General features: G+C 55.3%; 2 protein-coding genes. Both read right to left on the bottom strand.

The genetic code is table 11. The features are described 5' to 3' along the window. Window positions 1-84 precede the first annotated feature (84 nt). Window positions 85-873, bottom strand: a complete 789-nt coding sequence (gene trpC, locus H5U08_RS18625) for an indole-3-glycerol phosphate synthase TrpC (RefSeq protein ID WP_297036597.1) — start codon at window positions 871-873, stop codon at window positions 85-87. Window positions 874-1,014: 141 nt separating this feature from the next. Further along, window positions 1,015-1,467, bottom strand: a 453-nt coding sequence (locus H5U08_RS18630; RefSeq protein WP_297036598.1) for an NIPSNAP family protein, incomplete at its 5' end; no start/stop codon positions are given.

Consider the following 1,467-nt stretch of genomic DNA (forward strand, 5'->3'; position numbering starts at 1 on the left):
CACCACGGGTGACACAACCGCGGCACCGGGACCGTGAAGCCGGGTAGTTTTGTCCTCCATGTGTGGTAACACGATAAGAGTCGTTCAAACCGTTTTTCCTAAAAGACGATCCACAGCAACCCCGATGTCGGGCTCCCTCATCAAACTCTCCCCAACGAGAACAGCTTTCACACCAGCGGCCGCCAGACGCTGCACATCTTCATAACTCTGGATGCCGCTCTCTCCCACGACAAGGCGATCAGGCGGGATCTCCGCGCGAAGGCGAATGGTGTGGTTCAAATCGACCTCAAAGGTGCGGAGATTTCTGTTGTTAATGCCGATGAGCTTGGCCCCCATCTCCACGACACGCCGCAGGTTCTCCGGTTCGTAGATTTCCACCAGCGGTGTCATCCCCCACCTGATCACCTCTTCGTAGAGTTGGGGCAGTTGCTCGTCATCCAGACATTCGGCGATCAGCAGCACCGCGTCGGCCCCGTAGGCACGAGCTTCAAGAACCTGGTAAGGGTCCAGGATAAAGTCCTTTCGCAGGACAGGAATTTTAACAGCGTCTTTGATCCAGCGTAGGAACTCGATATGCCCCTGAAAATACGGCTCATCGGTCAAAACGCTGATGCAGGCAGCCCCGTGCTGCTCGTAGATTTTGGCAATTTCCACAGGATCGAAGCTCTCCCGAATGACGCCCTTGGAAGGGCTGGCCTTCTTGACTTCGGCGATGAGTGCTATCCCCGGAGCATCCTGAATGGCAGCCAGAAAATCCCGTGGTGGGGCCTGCTCGTCAACCAAACGGCGCAGATGATCGTCGGGCGCAAAGATTTTTGCCCGCTCGATTTCTTCACGCTTGGTGGCCACAATACGCTCAAGAATAGACGCCATGGAAAAACTTCCTGCCTAGTTAATCACCTGCGCAGGCGACTCCCCGCGCGATCCTGTCGCTTGTCCGCCCTTGACTCAAGCGGCATCAGGCAACAGGGACCGCGACCGTCGTCAGATCATGCCCGTCCCGCCAACGATCGCTCAAATCTGCGAAACCGGGCTGGGCTGCAGCATTATATTCGTGATATTTGAGACGGTTTGTGCGTATTCCGGCTTATCCCGAAGTTGGAGCCACTCCGGATCCTTCAGGAAAGCCGCCCAGGCCTGTTTTTGGGCTTCAATGGTGTCGAAGCCCAGCATGTACGTCAAATTAGGCAATTTCGTCCCGATGAGTGCCTGTCCGAAGAAAACCGGATTCATTTTGAGCCGGCGGAAAATGGCCAACTCCCCGCCCTTGTTGAACATTTCAACCTTCTTCACATGCTTCGTGAGATTGTGGCTCTCGTAAATTCGGAGCTGGAAGATACGACTGTCGGCCGTGGTCGGCACTTCCACCTTGGGCACTCCATCAAAGGCGAGGAGCAGGCTGCTTTCGACACGTTGATAAGTGGGATCCTCGAAAGAATCTTCAAGCACCTGTTTACCTGCGGTTTG

Origin of the sequence: Thermogutta sp., assembly GCF_014359955.1 — a bacterium.
Lineage (GTDB): Bacteria > Planctomycetota > Planctomycetia > Pirellulales > Thermoguttaceae > Thermogutta.